This is a genomic window from Methylosinus sp. KRF6 (genome assembly GCF_018887255.1).
Taxonomy (GTDB): Bacteria; Pseudomonadota; Alphaproteobacteria; order Rhizobiales; family Beijerinckiaceae; genus Methylosinus; species Methylosinus sporium.
In genome coordinates, this window is sequence record NZ_JAHLJF010000001.1 from 3002694 (window position 1) to 3022301 (window position 19608).

Here is a 19608-nt window from a genome sequence, read left to right on the forward strand (position 1 = left end):
CAAAATGGCGGCATCCGCCGACCGGCCCACCGCCTTCGCCCTTTCCGGCGCGACGCCGCCGACCGCCGAGAAGCGGGAGAGCCGGCGCGTGACCCATGGCCGGGTCCTCGACGACCCTTACGCCTGGCTCGCGGCCGAGAATTGGCGCGACGTGCTGAGCGACCCGGCGACGCTGCCGGAGGACATAGCCGCGCTGGTGCGGGCCGAGAACGCCTATTGCGGGCAAGTCCTCGCCCCGCTGGGCAAGCTCCGCGAGACGCTGCAGGCGGAGCTGCGCGGCCGCATCAAGGAGGACGACAGCGAGCCGCCGTGGCCGGACGGCGCTTTCGCCTATTTCGAGCGCTATCGCGAGGGCGGCGAGCATGCGCTCTATTGCCGCACGAAGCGCGACGGCGGCGCGGAGACGATCCTCTTCGACGGCGATGAAGAAGCCGGCGAGGAGCATTTCTTCGATATAGGCGAGATCGATCATTCGCCCGACCATGCGCAGCTCGCCTGGAGCGTCGACGACATGGGCTCGGAATATTATTCGATCCGCACCCGCGCGCTCTCCGACGGAAAGGACCGCGCCGATGTCGTCCCGCATACGGACGGCTCGCTCGTCTGGAGCGCCGATTCCAACAGCTTCTATTATGTGCGCGTCGACGACAATCACCGCACCGCGCAAGTCTTCCGCCACGATATCGGCGCCGATCCGAGCGCGGACACGCTGATCGTCGAGGAGCTCGATCCCGCCTGGTTCGTCTCGCTCGATCGCAGCCGCTGCGGGCGCTTCGCCATCGTCTCCATTCGCGGCCATGACGCCAGCGAATGCCATCTCGTCGATCTGCGCGACAAAAACGCAAAGCCCCGCCTCGTCGCCAAGCGCGAGCCCAAATTGCGCTATGACGTCGAGTCGCATGGCGATGATCTCTACATTCGCTCCAACGCCGACGGCGCCGAGGATTTCGCGATTTTTCGCGCGCCTCTGACCACCACGACGCGCGCCGATTGGCGCGAGGTGGTTCCGCATGTGGCGGGACGGCTCATCGTCGTCGGCACTGTCTATGCGCGTCATCTCGTCTGGGTGGAGCGCGCCAATGGCCTGCCGCGCATTCTCATTCGCGCGCTGGAGGGCGGCGAGGAGCACGCCATCGCCTTCGATGAGGAGGCTTACGCGCTCTATCTTCTGCCCGGCCTCGAATTCGACACGGACACGCTGCGCTTCACCTATTCCTCCATGACGACTCCGGAGGAGACCTATGATTACGACATGCGCACGCGCGCCCGCACTCTGCTGAAGCGCGAGGAAATCCCTTCGGGACATGATCCGAAAAATTATGTGACGCGCCGCTTCTTCGCGCGCGCCGCCGACGGCGCGGAGGTTCCGGTCACTCTGCTGCATCGCGCCGATTTCACGCCCGGCGCCGGCGCGCCGACCCTTCTATACGGCTATGGCGCCTATGGGCATCCGCTGTCGGCGAGCTTCGATCCTCATGCGCTGTCGCTGGTCGATCGCGGCTTCGTCTATGCGCTCGCTCATACGCGCGGCGGCACGGACAAGGGCTGGAGCTGGTACGAGAACGGCAAGCTCGAGCATAAGCCCAACACATTCTCCGATTTCATCACTGTGGCGCGCCATCTCGTCGCGACGGGTTATGCGAGCCGAGGCGGAATCGTCGCGCAAGGCGCGAGCGCCGGCGGCATGTTGATGGGCGCCATCGCCAATCAGGCGCCGGAGCTGTTTTCGGGAATCATCGCCGGCGTTCCTTTCGTCGACGTGCTGAGCACCATGCTGCGCGACGACCTGCCGCTGACGCCGCCCGAATGGGAGGAATGGGGCAATCCGATCGCCGACGTCGTCGCCTATGATCGGCTCGCGTCCTACTCGCCCTATGACAATGTGGGCGCGAAGACCTATCCGGCGATTCTCGCTCTCGCCGGCCTCACCGATCCGCGCGTGACCTATTGGGAGCCGCTGAAATGGGTGGCGCGCCTGCGTGAGCGCATGGCCGGCGGCGGTCCCGTTCTGCTGCGCACAAATATGGAAGCCGGCCACGCCGGCGCCTCGGGCCGTTTCGAGCGGCTGGAGGAAGTGGCGCTGGAATGGGCCTTCGCGCTCGCCTGCGCGGGGAAGGCGAAGGCGTAGCGGCCCCCGGTTTTCCCTCTCTCACATGCCCTTGCGCGGATCATAGGGCTTGGCCGTGCGCCATTTCTGCGCGAAGGCTTCGAGTTCCGCATCCGCGGCTTCGGGCAGCACGACCCGCAGCGTCACATAGAGGTCGCCGGCCGGCTTGCCATCTGCGGCGGGCAGGCCCTTGCCGCGCAGGCGCAGCACGCGGCCGCCATTGGAGCCCGCCGGAACGGTGAGCTCCACCTGGCCGGAGAGAGTCGGCGCCGCGACTTTGGCGCCGAGAACCGCCTCGTAGAAGGCGATCGGCAGGTCGAGCTTCAGATCGCGGCCGGCAATCGTGAACAGTGGGTCGGGCGCGACCTTCACGGTGACGATGGCGTCGCCGGGCTCGCCGCCGGGCGGGGCGGCGTGGCCCTGGCCGCGTAGGCGGATCTGCTTGCCGTCCTCTATGCCGACCGGAATATTCACGTCGAGCGTGCGGCCGGTGGGCAGAAAGACGCGCGTGCTGCCGCCCTTCACCGCCTCGGCCAGCGAGATCGTCACTTGCAGCGCGACATCCTCGCCGCGGCGCGGCGCGCGGGCTCCGCGGCGGGCGCCGCCTCCGGCGCCGAAGAGATCGGCGAAGATATCCGAGGGGTCGAAGCCGGCGCGGCCGCCGCCCGGAGCGTCGCCGCCGAAATGAAATTCGAAATGCTCGGCCCCGCCAGGGCCGCCGGGGCCGCGCTGTCCGCGATAGCCGCCGCCCGGTCCCGCGCCGAAACCCTCGAAGCCGGTGAAGCGCGGCTTGCCTTCGGCGTCGATCTCGCCGCGGTCGAATTGCGCCTTTTTCTTCTCGTCGCCGAGAATCTCATAGGCGGAATTGGCCTCGGCGAATTTCTCCTTCGCCTTGGGGTCGTTCTTGTTCTGGTCCGGGTGATATTTTTTCGCGAGACTGCGAAACGCCTTTTTGATCTCGGGGGCGCTCGCCGTCTTGGCGACGCCCAGGACGTCATATGGATCGCGCATTTTCTTCAAAAGCCCATCGTGGCGTCCGCCTCGTGCGGCGCGGACGCTCATGTCCGACATGTCTATTTGGGAGAAGAGGCCGCCGCGCGCAAGGATGCGCCGCAGGTCGGATGTCTGGAGCGCTATCCGATCCGATTGGATCAAATACGCTCCAGCTGAGCGAATTCTGATCGACCGAACGATTCCGTTCGATCGGAATGCGCTCTAGGCCTTGCGCCAGGGCCTCACGTCGATCAGCGTCCAATCGACCGATTTGTCACGGCAGGCGGTGCCCTGGAGCTGCTCGTTTTTGTCCTTGGTCCCGACTTCCGCCAGAAAGGCGCGGCAGACCTTGCCGTCGGACGGATAGGGCTGGCCGACCGGAGTGAAGGAGCCGCGCGCATGGCTTTGGGGATTGTCCCAATTGACGGTCGCGCCGGCGCCTTGAGGATCGAGCGCGACGCCGAGCGCCGCGCTGGCGCGCCGCCAGTCCTCCTGGTCCAGCGCATAGGAGAGCGTGGGCGTCGTCTTGTGCGGAATGGAGCCGGTCACATCGTCGCCGACATTCTTCCAGGCCGGGGCCGGCTCGCCGCCGGGGATGGCGAAGGAGCAGCCGCCGAGCGTCGCCGCCGCGAGGGCGATCGCGAGCAGGCGAACAGCGGCCGAGCGCGGTTCGGCGAGGCCGATTTGAGAAGCGGCCGCGGCGGCGTTATGTGTGTCTCGCAGATCGTGCAATGCGCTGCCTTACCACCAGGACCAACCGCCTTCGCTCGGGCGGCAGCTGAGGATTTTCCCGTGAAGGAGTTAACACAGAGTGACTTCTGCGAGGCCTCCGAGCCCTACGCATTGTTCGGCGAATGGTTCGAAGCGGCGAAGGCGAGCGAGCCCGACGTTCCCGAAGCGATGGCGCTCTCCACTGTGGACGAGACCGGCCTGCCGGATTCCCGAATGGTTCTGATGAAGGATTGGGGCGAATCCGGCTTCACCTTCTATACCAACGCCGAGAGCGCCAAGGGCCGCGAGCTCGCCGCCACGATGAAGGCGGCGGCGCTTTTCCACTGGAAATCGCTGCGCCGTCAGGTGCGGCTGCGCGGTCCGGTCGAGCTCGTGTCCGAGGCCGAGGCCGACGCCTATTTCGCCAGCCGCCCGCGCGACAGCCGCATCGGCGCCTGGGCCAGCCGCCAGTCGCAGCCGCTGGAGAGCCGTTTCGCGCTCGAGAAGGCGGTCGCTTTTCAGGCCGCGCGTTTCGGGCTCGGCGAGGTGCCGCGGCCGCCGCATTGGCGCGGCTATCGGATCGTTCCGGTCGCGCTCGAATTCTGGGCGGATCGGCCTTTCCGCCTGCATGAGCGCGTGCAATTTTCGCGCGACGGGGCCGGCTGGGCCAAGTCGCGGCTCTATCCTTGACGTCTAAGAAAGCGGCGAAGCGATGAGACGCTGGTCAGATGGTGGATGTGTCCGGGCGAGCGAGCCTGAAGGCTCGCGGTCCAAGTCGCGGCTCGGACCGCGAGCCTTCAGGCTCGCCGTTCCGCTCGCGCTCTGTTGCGCTTTCGCTTCGCCGGCCCGGGCCCAGGATTTCCTTCAAAGTCTGTTCGGCTGGGGCCAGCAGCATTCAGCACCGCGCGTGATCGAGCAAGCGTCGCCGCAGCCCAAGCCGAAGAAAAAGAACGCGGCGAAAACGCCTCAGGCGGGCAAGCAGCTTCCGGCGCAGTCCGCCGCGCCGCCATCCGCCGCCGAAGGGCCGCCGCCGCCCTACGAGCCGCAATTGCTGCGACTTTCCGAGATTTTGGGGGCGCTCTCCTATCTGCGCGATCTCTGCGGCCCGGAAGACGGCGAGGATTGGCGCGTCAAAATGAGCGCGCTGCTGGAGGCGGAGGCCAAGACAGGGCAGCGGCGGTCGAAGCTGACGGGCGCCTTCAATCGCGGCTTTCGCGGCTATGAGACGACCTATCGCTCCTGCACGCCCAATGCGCGCTCGGCGATCTCGCGCTATCTCGACGAGGGCGGCCGCATCGCCCATGACATCGCCTATCGCTACGGTAATTCCTGACGTCGGATACGCGCAAGGGCGTTAACCCTCCGGCAAGGACACGTCTCGCGCGTTCGGCCGCCGTTGATTAGAGTGGTTCACATGACGGGCTTTCCTTCCTCCACATTGGACGACGTCGCCGGCTCCGAGCAACGGCGCGTGGCGCTCGCCTATCTCGCCGAGGCTTTCGCGGAAGCCGCGCTCGCCGGGATAGAAGGCGATTCCTTCGCTTATGTGGCGCTCTCCGCGGCGCTGCACGAGCTGGTCGCCACCTATGGCGAGGAGGAGGTCGCGGTATTCGTGGAGCGCCTGCCGCGCCGCCTGCGCGACGGCGAATTCTCGAGCGGCCTGCGCCATTGAGCGCACCCCGCAGAGCGCGCGTGTGAAAAAGCCGAGCAGAGCCGCGGTCGAAACCCTCTCCGAGCCGATGCGCGATCTTGCCGCTCTGCCCGCGCCGGCGCGGGCGTTGCGCGAGAAGATCCTCGCCGCCTGCGCGACCGGCGACATAGAGGCGCTGCGCATTCCCATCGACTGGAACGAGCTGCGCCCCTTGTTCGAGCGCGGCGCGCGGCGGCCGGCGGGCGCCGATCCGATCGAAACCTTGAAGTCGCTCTCTTTCGACCGCGCGGGCCGCGAGATGCTCTCCATCGCGCGCGCCGTCTTGTCGCAGCCTTTTCTGCGCATCACGCGCGGGCCGTTCGAGAGCTATGAATGGCCGGCTTCCGCGCGGCGTCCGGCGCCGCCGGCGAGTGAGGAGGAAGCGCTCGCGCTATGGGCCTGCGTGCGCTTTGCCGATCTTGCGGCGTCCAATGCCGACGGCCGTCCCAAGGTGATGCGGATCGGCGTCGGCGCGGATGGCGTCTGGCACTATTTCTGGAACGCGGATTGATATTGCGAACGCGTCTCAGGCGAGACGCGCGGCGGAGCGCAGCTGATCGCGCGCGCGGCGGCGATCCTGCACGGGCTGATAGGCGATCTGCGAATGATAGCCGCAATAGGGGCCGCCGCCGCCCGGCGATTTCGCGCCGCAGAAGCGAAACTCCGGGGAGGTCGGATCGCCGATCGGCCAACGGCACATCGACTCTCGGAGCTCCATCAGCGTGACGCGTTCGGACATTGGAATGACGACTTCCTCTTGCGGCCGGGCGTCCGGCATCACCAATGCGCGCGGCGCGAGGGCGAGCGCCACATTGCCGATGACGGCCGGCGCATGGCCGTGATGCACGCGCGCCGGAGGCGCCTGCGGACGTTGTGGTTTCGCGACGCGCGGACGCGCCGCCAGGGGCGTCTTGGCGCGCTGGGCGAGGCCGAGACGATGGATTTTACCAATGACGGCGTTGCGCGTGATGCCAGCGCCGATCTCGGCCGCCACCTGACTGGCGCTGAGGCCGTCGTTCCAGAGCTTGCGCAGCATCTCGACGCGCTCGTCGGTCCAGGACATAAAGGTCCTCCTCGATTAAGCCGGCTTCAGCCGAGAGAATCGGCGAACGTTCGCGCAACCGGCGAAGCCGGAGTCGACAAGACGCACCACACACTCGATTGAAGGCGCCACACGAGATATCGTGGGCGATGACGCGAACGCTACTCTACCAGTTGAATCACGCGCAAGAGTCCCTGGCAAGCGAAACGGCGTTCCCCACAAGCTAATGCCGATCATTCCGCGCCGGTGTTGCGCGAAAGACTCACTATGGGCGTCGCATCGCATGGAATTTCACGTATGACGCCGCATTTCGCCACGCGCCAACGTCTTTTCGAGAGGCGCGTCGCGAGCCTCGTCGCAATCCTCGTCGCGGGTCTTTTGCGGGGCGGCCCCGGCGCTCGACGATCGCCGCCCTTCCAGCGCCGTCCTTTCGCCGCAGTCTCGGCGCCGTCCGCCACGGCGAAACGGATTTGACCGGCGCAAGGGGAGGACCTAGAATGTTTCCATGAGAAAGCTGCCGCCCCCGAAGGGCGGCACTTTGATTTTCAGACCCTCGCTGCATAGACCCTCGCTGCATGGGTCCGGCGCTGTCCGCGGCGCCTGCGAGCGGGGTCTCTCCGAGGGGAGACGCCAGGTGGTTTCGGCGCTGTTTCCGACTTATGCGCGGGCCGATCTCGCTTTCGAGCGGGGCGAGGGCGCCTGGCTCACGGCCAGCGACGGCGAGCGCTATCTCGACTTCGGCGCCGGCGTCGCGGTCAATTCGCTCGGCCATGGCCATCCGCATCTCGTCGGAACGCTTTCCGCCGCTGCGGCGAAGCCCTGGCACGTCTCCAATCTCTTTCAGATTCCGGAGGCCGAGCGCCTCGCCCGCCGCCTCGTCCAGGCGACTTTCGCGGATCTCGTCTTCTTCACCAATTCGGGCGCCGAGGCGGTCGAATGCGCGATCAAGACGGCGCGGAAATTCCATGCTGTGGAAGGCCGGCCGGAGCGTTACCGCCTCATCACTTTCGAGGGCGCCTTCCACGGCCGCACGCTGGCGACCATCGCCGCCGGCGGCAATCCCAAATATCTCGACGGCTTCGGCCCGCCGACCGACGGCTTCGATCAGGCCCCCTATGGCGATCTCGAAGCCGTGCGCGCGCTCGTCGGCCCGCAGACGGCCGGCGTGCTGCTGGAGCCGATCCAGGGCGAGGGCGGCGTGCGCGCGGCTCCGCCGCGCTTCCTGGCCGGCCTGCGCGAGCTCTGCGACGAGCTCGGCTTGTTGCTCATCGTCGACGAGGTGCAGACCGGGATCGGCCGCACCGGCCGTTTCCTCGCGGTCGAGCATTCCGGCGTGACGCCGGATATCGCCGCTCTGGCCAAAGGCATAGGCGGAGGCTTTCCGCTCGGCGCCTGTCTCGCCACGGCGGAGGCCGGCAAGGGCATGACCGTCGGCGCGCATGGCTCCACCTATGGCGGCAATCCGCTCGCCACCGCGGTCGGCAACGCCGTGCTGGACGTCGTGCTGGAGCCGGGTTTCATCGAGCGCGTCGCCGGCCTCGGCGTGCTCTTTCGTCAAAAGCTCGCCGAACTCGAGGATCGCCATTCCGCCATCATCGAGAGCGTGCGCGGCGAGGGGCTGATGTTCGGCCTCAAGACGCGCGTTCCCAATGTCGAGTTCGCCGCCGCGGCGCGCGAGGCCAGGCTGCTCACCATTCCGGCGAGCGACAATGTCGTGCGCCTGCTGCCGCCGCTCATCATCGGCGAGAGCGAGCTCGCCGAGGCCGCGCGGCGGCTCGACGCCGCTTGTGTGAAGCTCGAGAGCGCAGGAGCTGCGCGATGACCGCCCATACGCCGGTGACGGGAGTCCGTCACTTCCTCGATATTTCGCAAGTTCCGGCCGCGGAGCTGCGACGCATTCTCGACACCGCCGCCGCCATCAAGGCGGCGCGCGTGCGCGGCGCGCGCTCGAGCTTCCAGCCGCTGGCCGGCAAGACGCTGGCGATGATCTTCGACAAGCCCTCGACCCGCACGCGCGTCTCCTTCGATCTCGCCATGCGCGAGCTCGGCGGGGAGACCATCATGCTGACGGGACAGGAGATGCAGCTCGGCCGCGGCGAGACCATAGCGGACACCGCCCGCGTGCTGTCGCGCTTCGTCGACGCCATCGTCATCCGCATTCTCTCGCATGACGATCTCACTGAGCTCGCGCGTTTTTCCAGCGTGCCTGTGGTCAATGGGCTCACCAAGCTCTCGCATCCCTGCCAGGTGATGGCCGATGTGCTGACTTTCGAAGAGCGTCGCGGCCCCATAAAGGGGCGCACAGTGGCCTGGACCGGCGACGCCAATAATGTGCTGGCGAGCTGGGTCCATGCGGCCAAGCCTTTCGATTTCACCATCAATGTCGCGACGCCGAAGGAATTCGCGCCCAGCGAGGAGCTCATCGCCTGGACGCGCGCCAATGGCGTGCGGATGAATCTGACCGCCGATCCTTTCGAGGCCGTCGCCGGCGCCGACGCGGTCATCTCCGACTGCTGGGTGTCGATGGGCGACGAGGAGGAGGAGGCGCGCCGCCATGCGCTGCTCTCGCCTTTCCAGGTGAACGCCAAGCTGATGGACGCGGCGAATAAGGACGCGATCTTCATGCATTGCCTGCCGGCGCATCGCGGCGAGGAAGTGACCGACGAGGTCATCGACGGCCCGCAATCGGTCGTCTTCGACGAGGCGGAAAACCGACTTCACGCGCAAAAGGGCGTGCTCGCCTGGGTGTTCGGAGCGGGCTCGCCATGAACGCACATGCGCGCAAATTGAACGAACAGGCGAGCAGATGATCGGGCGGGCGGACGAGGCCAACGTCCGGCCGGCGTCACCCTTCGCCGAGGACGACAATCTGCTTCCCTTCGCCGTCGAGCCGCTCGATCTGCGCGGGCGTCTGGTGCGGCTCGGGCCGGCGGTGAATTCCATTCTCACCCATTATGATTATCCGCCCGCCGTGGCGCGCCTGCTCGGCGAGGCGGCGGCGCTGACGGCGCTGCTCGGCTCGCTCATCGAGTCGCATGGGCGTTTTCAATTGCAGACGCGCAGCGATGGGCCGGTCGATATGATCGTCGTCGATTTCGACGCGCCGGGAAAGCTGCGCGGCTTCGCGCGCTATGACGAGAGCCGCATTCTCGCCGGCATGAGCCCGGGCGCGCTCATCGGCCAGGGCCATCTGGCGCTGACGATGGAGCGGGACCGCGACGCCGCGCGCTATCAAGGCGTGGTGCCGCTGGAGGGCGACGGCTTCGCCGAGGCGGCGCATCGCTATTTCCGCCAGTCCGAGCAGATCCCGAGCTATGTGCGTCTCGCCGTCGCCGAGAGCGTGACGCCCGCCGGCCGCAGCTGGCGCGCGGGCGGCTTGCTGCTGCAATATCTGCCCGAGGCGCCTTTGCGCCCGCGCGATCTCGACCCCGGCGACGCGCCCGAAAGCGCGGGCCTGCCGGAAGAGGGCGAGGACGACGCTTGGGTGGAAGGCCTGTCGCTGGCGGCGACGACGCAGGATCATGAGCTCGTCGATCCGGGCTTTTCGGGCGAGCGCCTGCTCTATTCGCTGTTTCACGAGCGCGGCGTCACCGTCTATCCGACGCGCGAGATCGTCGAATCCTGCCGCTGCTCGACCGATCGCATCGCCAATATGCTGCGCAGCTTCACGCCGCAGGATCGCCATGACATGATCGGCGACAATGGCCGCATCGGCGTGACCTGCGAATTCTGCCGCACGCTGCGCGAGTTCGATCCGGTCGATTTCGATTAGCGCGCCCCACCTCCCCCTCGAGGGGGGAGGTCGAGCGCCGAAGGCGCTCGGGAGGGGGTGACGCCCGCAGACTGGGGATGTTCACCCCACCCCGTCCTGCTTCGCAGGCCGACCCTCTCCCTGAAGGGGAGGGTGTGGCCGCTGTTTCATGCGACGAATTTTCGGCCGTCGACGATCGGAGACACGTCATGACGATCATGCTGGACGAAGCCCCGAGCGCAACGCGCGAGCATGTCTCGCTCCCCGCCCGCGCGCGTCTCCTCTCCATCGATCGCCTGCGCGGGCTGGTCATCATCGTCATGGCGCTGGACCATGTGCGCGATTTCTTCGACGCCGATGCGCTGCGTTTCGATCCGACCGATCTCGACCACACCTATCCGGCGCTGTTCCTCACGCGCTTCGTCACGCATTTCTGCGCGCCGACCTTCACCTTTCTCGCCGGCGTCTCCGCCTATCTGCACGGTCTCTCGCTCGCGGATCGCAGCGAGAGCGCGCGCTTTCTGTGGACGCGCGGGCTATGGCTGATCCTGCTCGATATTTTCGTCGTCAGCCCGGTGTGGACGGTCGGCTCGGGCGCGATCGAGCTCGGGACTCTGTGGGCGATCGGCTGCGGCATGATCGCGCTTTCGGCGCTCGTCTCTCTGCCGACGCGGGCCGTGCTGGCGATCGGCGCGGCGATCCTTCTCCTGCACAATCTCTTCGACGGCGTTCACGCGGCGCAATTGGGCGATCTCGCGCCCTTATGGAATGTGCTGCACGAGAAAGGGCCGCTGCCTTTCGGCCTCAGCGGCCAGGTCTATTATCCCGTGCTGCCCTGGATCGGCGTCATCGCGCTCGGCTATGGGCTCGCGCCGATCTTCCTGTGGCCGCACGAGCGTCGGACGCGGGCGTTCGTCGCGCTCGGCATCGCCTTTCTCGCGGGATTCGCCGCCTTGCGCTTCGCCGGCGTCTATGGCGACGCGCGGCTCTGGCTGACCTATCCCGACAGCGCCAGAACCGCGCTCTCCTTCCTCAATGTCAGCAAATATCCGCCCTCGCTGCATTATGCGCTGGTCACGCTCGGCGTCGGCCTGCTGCTGCTGCCGGCGTTGGAGCGGGCGGGCGGCGCCGTGGGGCGCGTGCTGGCCACATTCGGCCGCGTTCCGCTCTTCGCCTATGTGCTGCATCTCTATGTCATTCTCGTCGCCGCTCTCATCGTCGCCCTCGCCAAGGGCGTCGATCTGAAAGGCCTCGAGAGCGGCGGCCCGCCGCCCGAGAATTACGGCCTCGGCCTCGCCGGCGCCTATGTCATGTGGATGCTGATCATGGCGGCGATCTATCCCGCCTGCGTCTGGTTCGCCGGCGTCAAGCGGCGGCGGCGCGACTGGTGGCTGAGCTATTTGTGAGGGGAGCGCGATGAGCGAATTTTTGTTTCCGCCGCCGGCGCCGGCCTCGCTCGCCATAGCGGGAGACGCGCGGCGCTTTCCGGTGCGGCGTATTTTCTGCGTCGGGCAGAATTACGCCGCTCATGCGCGGGAAATGGGCAAGGACCCCTCGCGCGAGCAGCCGTGCTTTTTTACCAAGCCCGCCGACGCCGTCGTCGCCAGTGGCGCGACCATCCCCTATCCGCCGCGCACCTCGGACCTTCACCACGAGATCGAGCTGGTCGCAGCGATCGGAAGCGGCGGGGCGGACATAGCGCGGGCGGATGCGCTCGCCCATGTGTTCGGCTATGGGGCGGGGATCGACTTGACCCGCCGCGATCTGCAGAGCGAGGCGCGCAAGGCCGGCCGGCCCTGGGACCTCTCCAAAGGCTTCGACAATTCCGCCCCGCTCGGGGCGCTGGCCCCGGCCGCGCGCATCGGCCATCCGGCCGCCGGGCGCATAAGCCTCGCCGTCAACGGCGCCGTGCGGCAGGACGCCGATCTCTCCGAAATGATCTGGAGCGTCGCCGAGATCGTGGCGATCCTGTCGGCCTTTGTGCGGCTCGAGGCGGGCGATCTCATCTTCACCGGCACGCCGGCCGGCGTCGGGCCGATCGTCGCGGGCGACCATGTGACGGGCGAGATCGAGGGCGTCGGGACGGTCGCGCTGACGGTGGCGTAAGTTTATGAATGCACGTTTCTTCTTCGCCACCGCGGCTCTTCTTCGCCACCGCTGCGTCATGGCCGGGCTTGTCCCGGCCATCCACGCCACCGTGCGCCGAGGCGTCTCGGAAATTTCGCGTGACGCCGAAGCTCCGCCGGCGCCCGCCGGGGGACGAATCCGTCGATGGCGGGCCATTTCTTTGGGTATCTCAGCTGCTTGGCGTGGATGGCCGGGACAAGCCCGGCCAGGACGGCCGCAGTGAATCCGATCGTCCTCGAGCGGGAGGGTCGCCGCGCCGCGCCGTTTCCGGCGGCGATATTGCTTCATTGCTTCGCAGCGCGAAAGCTGATTAGTCCGTCCCACTTACGAAGCTCCCGGGGATGAAGCGGGAATGAACCACTCACAGCGGCCGCCGAAGTCGATCGGCGCGGCCGTCCCGGCGCCCGCCGACGCCTCGCCCGCGGATCTCGATCCGACGGATTGGGAGGCGTTTCGCGCCGAGAGCCATCGCGCGCTCGACCAGATGATCGACCATCTCGCGACGCTGCGCGAGCGGCCGGTCTGGCGCGAGCCCTCCACCGAGGCGCGCGAGCGCTTCCGGCGCCCGCTGCCGGCCGAGGGCCGGGGCCTTTCGGCCGCCCTCGCGGATTTCGAGCGTTTCATCCAGCCCTACGCCAATGGCAATATCCATCCGCTGTTCATGGGCTGGGCGCAGGGGGCGGGCACGCCGGTCGGCATGGTCGCGGAAATGCTCGCGGCCGGGCTCAACTCCAATTGCGGCGGCCGCAATCATATCGCGCTCGATGTCGAGCGGCAGATCGCCGCCTGGATGGCGGAGGCTTTCGGCTTTCCTTCGGACGCCAGCGGCGTCTTCGTCACCGGCACGTCGATCGCCAATTTCCTCTCGCTGCTGGTCGCGCGCGAACATGCGCTGGGCGAGAAGAATGTGCGCAAGAACGGGTTGAAGGCGCTCGAGGAACAGCTCGTCGCCTATGCCTCGCGCGAGGCGCATAATTGCGTGCGGCAGGCGATGGAGCTCGCCGGCCTCGGCGCGCGCCATTTGCGGCTCATCGAATCGGACGGCGCCCGCTCGCTGCGCGTGGACGAGCTGAAGCGCGCCATCGCCGAGGATCGCGCCGCCGGGCTGCATCCGTTTCTCGTCGTCGGCACGGCCGGCTCGGTCGACACGGGCGCGATCGACGATCTCGACGCGCTCGCGGATATCGCCGAGGCGGAAGATCTCTGGTTCCACATAGACGGCGCCTTCGGGGCGCTCGCCGTTCTCTCGCCGGCGCTGAAGCCGCTGGTGAAGGGCCTCGAGCGCGCCGATTCCATCGCCTTCGATTTCCACAAATGGCTGCATGTCCCCTATGATGCGGGCTTCTTCCTGGTGCGCGACCCGGAAGTCCACCGCCGCGCCTTCGCCGCCAACGCCGCCTATCTCACGCGCGCGCCGCGCGGGCTGGCGGCGGGCGAGATTTGGCCCTGCGATCTCGGCGCCGATCTCTCGCGCGGCTTTCGCGCGCTGAAGACCTGGTTCACGATAGAGGTGTTCGGGACGGAGCGTCTCGGCGCCTGCATAGAGAAAAGCTGCGTTCTGGCTCAGCGGCTGCGCGGCCACATCGAAGCTTCCGGCGCCTTCGAGATGCGCGCGCCGGTGGCGCTCAATGTCGTCTGCTTCGGCGTGAAGGACGACGACGAGAGTGGCCGCCTCAATCGCGAGATCGTGATGGAGCTGCATGAGAGCGGCGAGGCGGCGCCGTCGCTGACGCTGCTTGACGGCCATCCGACGATTCGCGCGGCGATCTTCAATCACCGCACGCGCGAGGAGGACATAGACGCCTTCATGCAGATGCTGGAGCGCGCCGCGCAGCGGGCGAGGGGCGAGCCGCCGCTGGAGCCGCTGCCGGCGCCGCGCGAGGACGGCGAGCCGCTGTCGCAGGATTGACGGAAGCCGCGAGTCCGCCGTCTAGGCGGCCCGAGATATTTCGGCTAAGCTTACGCCGACGTCACATCTATATAGCGGCGAGTGTATTTCATGACGGTCGAACAATCCACGCGCGTCGAGATCCGGCGTGCGACCAAAAAGCTTTTGCTGATCTTCGTCGGCAGCCTGGTCTTCACCGCAGGCGGCGTCTTCATGACGCTTCACCCGGACGAACGTCACGGCCTCGCGGCGGGCGTGCTGGTTCTCGCCTTTTCCGCTCTCTGCGTGCTGGCCGCGCTCTGGCAGCTGATCCAGGCGCGAAAGCCCGCCTTCATTCTCACGGATCGCGATTTCTCCAGCCCCTCGATCGTGAGCGGCCCGGTTTCCTGGGGCGACGTGCAAAATATCTATACGAGCGTCGCCAACAATCAGAAACTCTTGCATCTCACTCTCTATCCGGTCGCCGCGGATCGGCTGGAGCGCGCCGGATTTTTAGCGTGGCTCGGGGGACTTTTCGGTTGGCGCAGCCGCGAGATCGTTTTTACGCTCTCCATGTTGGACGTCGAGCCGGACAAATTGACGATGTTCGTCGCGGCGAGAGTGGAGGAGGCCAAGGCGCAGCAGACGCCGGAAGCGGCGGCGCTCGCGCGCGAGAGCGCGCCCGCCGAGCCGAAAGTCGCGCTCGTCGCGCCTTATTTCTCGATTGCGCTCGCGGTCGTTCTCGCTGCGATCTTCGCCTGCGAGCTGGCCTTCGCGCCCTTTCCGGCGACGGACGCCATCACGCCGGCAGTCGGAACTCTGGTCGCCATGGGCGGCTCGTCGCTCGCCGTTGTTCGCGACGGCGAATGGTGGCGATTGTTCACCGCGCCGCTGCTGCATGGCGGGTTGTTTCATCTGCTGCTCAATGTCGTCGCGCTGATCGCGGCCGGCTCGCAATTGGAGCGCCTCGTCGGGGCGGCCTGGTTCGCCGGCGTTTTCTGCGTCGGCGCGCTGGCCGGCTCGACGGCCTCCATCTTCGTCAATCCGCCGGATATCGTCGGCGTCGGCGCGTCCGGCGGCGTCGTGGCTCTGTTCGCGGCGACCGCGGTTGCGAGCTTTCGCTTTCCGCCGGGGCCGGAGCGCAACAATCTCCTGACCGGCTCGTTTCAGATTCTGCTGCCCTCCTTGCTGCCGCTCGTTTCGATCAGTCACGGCGCGCATATCGATTATGCCGCGCATTTCGGCGGCGCGGCCGGCGGCTTGCTCTGCGGGCTGGCGCTTTTGCCGCTCTGGCCGATCGATCGGCCGCGGCCGGCATTCGACAAATTGCCGGCGGCGCTCGCCGCGGCTTTCTTCGCCGTCGCGCTCGGCTCCGCAACGCTCATCCCGCCGCGCCTCGCGCAAGTCCAACTTCTCGCTCCCGACTTTCCTGCCGATTGGGAAAAGGCCAAGGCGGGCGCTGCTGCGACGCTCGCGCGCCATCCGCGCGACCCGCGCGCGCGTCTCGCGCACGCGGCCTGGCTGATCGATCATGGATCGGCAGCCGCGGCGCAAAAGGAATTGCGCGAAGCGCTCGCCGATAAGCAGGCGCTGACCATCCCCGTTTTGAACCATATGGAGGCGCGTGTCCGGCTGATGCTCGCTGCGCTGCTCCACGATGGACAGCCGCAGCAGGCGCGCAACATCGCCGCGCCGATATGCGCGTCGGCGCTGCCGGATTCTCTCGCGAATTACCGCAAATCGACCGGGCTCTGTCCCTGACCGTGAACGGCGCCGTTTGGCGCCGTCGTCGCGGCCGGCCGGCGCCGCGCTTCCGCCGGGGCTTCATCTTTTGCGCGTCTTGCTCTAATACCTCCGGCCTCGGGCCGCCGGCCCTGAGCCCAAAAGGGATGAGAGACATGCGCGCCGAGCCGCTTGCGCTGAAAGAACAGATCGAGCAGTCCATGGGACTGCTGAGGAGGCATCTTTGACGTCGAGACTTCAACGCGACGTCTCGCCGAGCTGAACGCCAGGGTCGAGGACCCCGATCTCTGGAACGACGCCGAAGCCGCGCAGAAGATCATGCGCGAGCGCACCCAGCTCGAGGATCAGCTCTCCTCCATCGCGCGGCTCGACCGCGACCTCGAGGACGCCATCACCCTCGTCGAGCTCGGCGAGGCCGAGAATGACGCCGACACCGAGAAGGAAGGGATCGCGCAGCTCGTGGCGCTGCTGAAGGAATCGCGCGAGCGCCAGATCGAGGCGCTGTTCTCGGGCGAGGCCGACGGCAACGACACTTTCATCGAGGTGCATTCGGGCGCCGGCGGCACAGAGAGCTGCGACTGGGCGCGAATGCTGTTCCGCATGTACGCCCGCTGGGCGGAGCGCAAGAAGTTCAAGGTCGAGGTGATCGAGGAGACGGCCGGCGACGAGGCCGGCATCAAATCGGCCACGCTGCTGGTCAAGGGCATGAACGCCCATGGCTGGGCCAAGACCGAATCGGGCGTGCATCGTCTCGTGCGCATCTCGCCCTTCGACTCTAATGCGCGGCGGCACACGAGCTTCGCCTCGGTCTGGGTCTATCCGGTCATCGACGACAAGATCGACATTCAGATCAACGAATCCGATTGCCGCATCGACACTTATCGCTCGTCCGGCGCGGGCGGCCAGCACGTCAACACGACGGACTCGGCCATTCGCATCACCCATATTCCGTCCGGCATCGTCGTCGCCTGTCAGGCGGAGCGCTCGCAGCACAAGAACCGCGCCACCGCCTGGAACATGCTGCGCGCCCGCCTCTATGAGGTGGAGCTGGAAAGGCGCGAGGCGGAGGCCAATGCCGTTGAAGCGTCGAAGTCCGATATCGGCTGGGGCCATCAGATTCGCAGCTATGTGCTGCAGCCCTATCAGCTGGTGAAGGATTTGCGCACCGGCCACACCTCCGGCACGCCGGACGAGGTGCTGGACGGCGAGCTCGACGATTTCATGCAGGCCTCGCTCGCTCAGCGCGTGCTCGGCGGCGGACCGGAGAAGGTCGAGGACGTCGATTAATCTGTCGGCGGCAGTGACGATGGGTTGAAGCTTCCTCATCCTGAGGAGCGGCCGAAGGCCGCGTCTCGAAGGACGAGGAAGCTTCACGCGCGTGACCTTCAGCAGGCCGACTACTGGATCTCGCCCTCGTGCTTCGAGACGGTCGCTTCGCGACCTCCTCAGCATGAGGGCGAGGTTTTTTGTTTCTCGACGATACGACAAACAAAAAGGGCGGCCTCTCGGCCGCCCTTTCGTTTCTACAAGATCGCGAGGCGATCAGTAGGAATAATACATGTCATACTCGACCGGATGCGGCGCCATCTCGAAGCGATAGACGTCCTGATATTTGAGGTCGATGTAGGAGAGGATGAAATCCTCGTTGAAGACGCCGCCGGCGGTCAGGAAGGCGTGATCGGCCTTCAGGCTGTCGAGGGCCTCGCGCAGCGAGCCGCAGACCGTCGGGATCGCCTTCAGCTCCTCCGGCGGCAGGTCGTAGAGGTCCTTGTCGGACGGCGCGCCCGGATCGATCTTGTTGGCGATGCCGTCGAGACCGGCCATCAGCATGGCCGAGAAGGCGAGATAGGGATTAGCCGTCGGATCGGGGAAGCGAACCTCGACGCGCTTCGCCTTCGGGCTGGTCGCGAAGGGGATGCGGCAGGAGGCCGAGCGGTTGCGCGACGAATAGGCGAGCAGCACCGGAGCCTCGAAGCCCGGAACCAGGCGCTTATAGGAGTTCGTCGACGGATTGGTGAAGGCGTTCAGCGCCTTGGCGTGCTTGATGATGCCGCCGATATACCACAGGCACTCCTGGGAGAGGCCGGCGTATTTGTCGCCGGCGAACACCGGCTTGCCTTCCTTCCAGATCGACTGGTGGACGTGCATACCCGAGCCATTGTCGCCATAGACGGGCTTGGGCATGAAGGTCGCCGTCTTGCCGTAGGAATGCGCCACCTGATGAATGGCGTATTTGTAGATCTGCAGATGGTCGGCGACAGTGACGAGCGTCGCGAATTTCAGACCGAGCTCATGCTGCGCGGAAGCGACCTCGTGATGGTGCTTCTCGACGGCGACGCCCATGGCCGCCATGGCCGCCAGCATTTCGCCGCGCATGTCCTGGGCGGAGTCGATCGGCGGAACCGGGAAATAGCCGCCTTTGGTGCGCACGCGATGGCCGAGATTGCCGCCCTCATAGGCGGTGTCGGAATTGGTGGGCAGCTCGACGGAGTCGACGGTGAAGCCGGTGTTGTAGGGATCGGTCGAGAAGCGCACGTCGTCGAAGACGAAGAATTCGGCTTCCGGACCGAAGAAAGAGGTGTCGCCGATTCCGGTCGACTGCAGATAGGCCTGGGCCTTTTTGGCGATGCCGCGCGGGTCGCGGTTGTAGGGCTGGCCGGTGGTGGGCTCGACGACGTCGCAAACGATGGAGAGGGTGGAGGCGGCGAAGAAGGGGTCGTGCGTGACCGTCGAGAGATCGGGCAGGAGAGTCATGTCCGACTCGTTGATCGCCTTCCAGCCGGCGATCGAGGAGCCGTCGAACATGATGCCTTCGTTCAGCGCGTCCTCGTCGATGATCGACACGTCGAAGGTGACGTGCTGCCACTTGCCGCGCGGATCCGTGAAGCGGAAATCCACATATTTTACGTCATTGTCGGCGATCTGCTTGAGAACGTCCTTGGCCGTGGTCATGTCGTGGAGCCTTCAGTTCGATGTGGACGGTCGAGTCCAGCGCGGGAGACGAGAATGAATGCCGGGGGGCGGCGGGGCGTCGGCGATATCCGGGCGAAATCAGATGGCGTCCGCGCCGGTCTCTCCCGTGCGGATGCGGATGGCGCCTTCGACATTCGAAACGAAGATTTTTCCGTCGCCGATGCGTCCGGTCTGCGCGGCTTTACGGATGGCTTCGATGGCGTTGTCCACCGCGTCGTCGGCGAGCACGATCTCGATTTTCACCTTGGGAAGAAAATCGACCACATATTCCGCGCCGCGATAGAGTTCCGTATGCCCCTTCTGGCGACCGAAACCCTTCGCCTCGGTGACAGTAATGCCTTGCAGGCCGGCGCTCTGGAGCGCCTCTTTTACTTCATCGAGCTTGAAGGGTTTGATGATCGCCTCGATTTTCTTCATTCACCTTTCCCCGCATCGCTCATGTCCCTCGCGCCGAAATCCAAGTTCGATCCGGCCGAGGAACCGATGGGGCTCATAGCATTTGCTGCAAAAATGTTCCACGGATAAAATTGTGCGGCCAACCGCGGGCCACGCCTAAATTCTGGGCGTCGCCTGCGGTCGGCCTGCTCGCATGTCCCGCTCCGGC

General features: G+C 66.4%; 18 protein-coding genes. 13 read left to right on the forward strand and 5 right to left on the reverse strand.

Going from position 1 to position 19608, the window contains the following annotated elements; genetic code table 11:
- Window positions 1-4 precede the first annotated feature (4 nt).
- Entirely contained in the window at window positions 5-2128 is a 2124-nt protein-coding gene (locus tag KP010_RS14310) for a S9 family peptidase (protein ID WP_142864657.1), read from the forward strand.
- 21 nt (window positions 2129-2149) lie between these two features.
- Here the strand turns inward: KP010_RS14310 and KP010_RS14315 are convergent, their stop codons facing one another.
- On the reverse strand, window positions 2150-3118 hold the full coding sequence (locus tag KP010_RS14315; protein ID WP_142864672.1) for a DnaJ C-terminal domain-containing protein: 969 nt from the start codon (window positions 3116-3118) through the stop codon (window positions 2150-2152).
- A gap of 204 nt (window positions 3119-3322) precedes the next feature.
- Window positions 3323-3832, reverse strand: coding sequence for an RT0821/Lpp0805 family surface protein (locus KP010_RS14320; RefSeq protein ID WP_142864656.1), 510 nt, complete (start codon window positions 3830-3832; stop codon window positions 3323-3325).
- Window positions 3833-3892: 60 nt separating this feature from the next.
- Between KP010_RS14320 and pdxH the strand changes: the two genes are divergently transcribed.
- The 4 genes from pdxH to KP010_RS14340 all read left to right on the forward strand — a co-directional run bounded on the left by pdxH (window position 3893) and on the right by KP010_RS14340 (window position 6012).
- Window positions 3893-4501, forward strand: coding sequence for a pyridoxamine 5'-phosphate oxidase (gene pdxH, locus KP010_RS14325; protein ID WP_142864655.1), 609 nt, complete (start codon window positions 3893-3895; stop codon window positions 4499-4501).
- A gap of 217 nt (window positions 4502-4718) precedes the next feature.
- A complete protein-coding gene (locus KP010_RS14330; protein ID WP_246660010.1) occupies window positions 4719-5144 on the forward strand; it encodes a TIGR02301 family protein in 426 nt (141 codons plus the stop codon).
- Window positions 5145-5225: 81 nt separating this feature from the next.
- On the forward strand, window positions 5226-5483 hold the full coding sequence (locus KP010_RS14335; protein WP_108916145.1) for a hypothetical protein: 258 nt from the start codon (window positions 5226-5228) through the stop codon (window positions 5481-5483).
- A 22-nt stretch (window positions 5484-5505) separates the two neighbouring features.
- Complete coding sequence (locus tag KP010_RS14340; protein ID WP_246660009.1) at window positions 5506-6012, forward strand: hypothetical protein; 507 nt, start codon at window positions 5506-5508, stop codon at window positions 6010-6012.
- A gap of 15 nt (window positions 6013-6027) precedes the next feature.
- On the opposite strand, the gene KP010_RS14345 is transcribed toward KP010_RS14340, so the two are convergent.
- A complete protein-coding gene (locus KP010_RS14345; protein WP_108916144.1) occupies window positions 6028-6564 on the reverse strand; it encodes a GcrA family cell cycle regulator in 537 nt (178 codons plus the stop codon).
- A gap of 613 nt (window positions 6565-7177) precedes the next feature.
- Between KP010_RS14345 and KP010_RS14350 the strand changes: the two genes are divergently transcribed.
- The 8 genes from KP010_RS14350 to prfB all read left to right on the forward strand — a co-directional run bounded on the left by KP010_RS14350 (window position 7178) and on the right by prfB (window position 17318).
- The gene (locus tag KP010_RS14350; protein WP_142864670.1) at window positions 7178-8365 is read left to right on the forward strand and encodes an aspartate aminotransferase family protein; all 1188 of its coding nucleotides are present in this window, start codon (window positions 7178-7180) and stop codon (window positions 8363-8365) included.
- Complete coding sequence (gene argF / locus KP010_RS14355) at window positions 8362-9312, forward strand: ornithine carbamoyltransferase (protein ID WP_142864653.1); 951 nt, start codon at window positions 8362-8364, stop codon at window positions 9310-9312. Before KP010_RS14350 ends, argF begins: the two co-directional genes overlap by 4 nt.
- A gap of 37 nt (window positions 9313-9349) precedes the next feature.
- On the forward strand, window positions 9350-10315 hold the full coding sequence (locus KP010_RS14360) for an Hsp33 family molecular chaperone (RefSeq protein ID WP_142864652.1): 966 nt from the start codon (window positions 9350-9352) through the stop codon (window positions 10313-10315).
- Window positions 10316-10503: 188 nt separating this feature from the next.
- Window positions 10504-11700, forward strand: a complete 1197-nt coding sequence (locus KP010_RS14365; protein ID WP_142864651.1) for a DUF1624 domain-containing protein — start codon at window positions 10504-10506, stop codon at window positions 11698-11700.
- A gap of 10 nt (window positions 11701-11710) precedes the next feature.
- Window positions 11711-12400, forward strand: coding sequence for a fumarylacetoacetate hydrolase family protein (locus KP010_RS14370; protein WP_142864650.1), 690 nt, complete (start codon window positions 11711-11713; stop codon window positions 12398-12400).
- Between the two features lie 373 nt (window positions 12401-12773).
- Window positions 12774-14330 carry a pyridoxal-dependent decarboxylase gene (locus KP010_RS14375; protein WP_142864649.1) on the forward strand — a complete coding sequence of 519 codons (1557 nt, stop codon included), beginning with the start codon at window positions 12774-12776 and terminating at the stop codon, window positions 14328-14330.
- A gap of 90 nt (window positions 14331-14420) precedes the next feature.
- Window positions 14421-16049, forward strand: coding sequence for a rhomboid family intramembrane serine protease (locus tag KP010_RS14380; protein WP_142864648.1), 1629 nt, complete (start codon window positions 14421-14423; stop codon window positions 16047-16049).
- Window positions 16050-16186: 137 nt separating this feature from the next.
- Window positions 16187-17318, forward strand: a protein-coding gene (gene prfB / locus KP010_RS14385; RefSeq protein ID WP_166140875.1) for a peptide chain release factor 2 whose coding sequence is annotated in 2 segments (ribosomal slippage) — window positions 16187-16255 and window positions 16257-17318 — 1131 coding nt in all. Because the reading frame shifts where the segments join, the coding sequence is not laid out codon by codon here.
- Window positions 17319-17573: 255 nt separating this feature from the next.
- Here the strand turns inward: prfB and glnA are convergent.
- Complete coding sequence (gene glnA / locus KP010_RS14390) at window positions 17574-18983, reverse strand: type I glutamate--ammonia ligase (protein ID WP_108916136.1); 1410 nt, start codon at window positions 18981-18983, stop codon at window positions 17574-17576.
- A gap of 99 nt (window positions 18984-19082) precedes the next feature.
- Complete coding sequence (locus tag KP010_RS14395; RefSeq protein ID WP_108916135.1) at window positions 19083-19421, reverse strand: P-II family nitrogen regulator; 339 nt, start codon at window positions 19419-19421, stop codon at window positions 19083-19085.
- Between the last annotated feature and the right edge of the window lie 187 nt (window positions 19422-19608).